Origin of the sequence: Cupriavidus basilensis OR16, assembly GCF_000243095.1 — a bacterium.
Classification (GTDB): Bacteria; Pseudomonadota; Gammaproteobacteria; order Burkholderiales; family Burkholderiaceae; genus Cupriavidus; species Cupriavidus basilensis_D.
Window position 1 is genome coordinate 1 of sequence record NZ_AHJE01000372.1, and the last position, 699, is coordinate 699.

The following is a 699-nucleotide window of genomic DNA, read 5'->3' on the forward strand; positions in this document are numbered from 1 at the left end:
GGCGCGGCGCCCGCGCTGGCCGACGTGGCCGGCGGGCAGGTGCCGGCCATGATGGTGGACCTTGCCTCGGGCGCTGGTTTTATCAAGGGCGGCAAGGTCAGGGCGCTGGCGGTGGCCAATGCGACGCGCCTTGCGCAACTGCCTGACGTACCGACCTTTGCCGAGGCGGGACTGAAGAATGTGGAGGCCGCCGCGCTCGTCGGCATGGTGGCCCCGGCCGCCACGCCGCCGGAAGTGATCGCCCAGCTGAACAAGCAGGTAGTGGCCGCCATCAAGGAGCCGGCCGTGAACAAGCGGCTGGTGGACTTCGGCGTGGAGCCGGTGGGCAGTTCGCCGGCGCAGTATGCCGAGCTGCTGCGCAACGAAACCACGCGCTGGCACAAGCTAATCCGCGATCTCAACATCAAGCTCGACTAAGCCTGGGGCGGGGGCCGGACCACGGTCAGAAGCGAGAGGATCGCGTCCGACATGCACTTGGCGCAAAAAAAACTATTCAAAAACGCAAAAGGCTGTTGTACAATCCGGCCTCCGTTTCTGACGGAACTTGTTCCCCGATAGCTCAGTTGGTAGAGCGCCGGACTGTTAATCCGTAGGTCCCTGGTTCGAGCCCAGGTCGGGGAGCCAAAAAGCGGGAGTAGCTCAGTTGGTAGAGCGCAACCTTGCCAAGGTTTAGGTCGCGAGTTCGAGCCTCGTCTCCCG

1 protein-coding gene and 1 tRNA gene are annotated in these 699 nt (G+C 63.9%); both read left to right on the top strand.

From position 1 onward, the window contains the following. Nucleotides 1-417 (top strand): Bug family tripartite tricarboxylate transporter substrate binding protein (locus tag OR16_RS39205; protein WP_006165096.1); only part of this gene is annotated, 417 nt, incomplete at its 5' end. A gap of 131 nt (nucleotides 418-548) precedes the next feature. Next, nucleotides 549-624, top strand: a tRNA-Asn gene (locus OR16_RS39210). Nucleotides 625-699 lie beyond the last annotated feature (75 nt).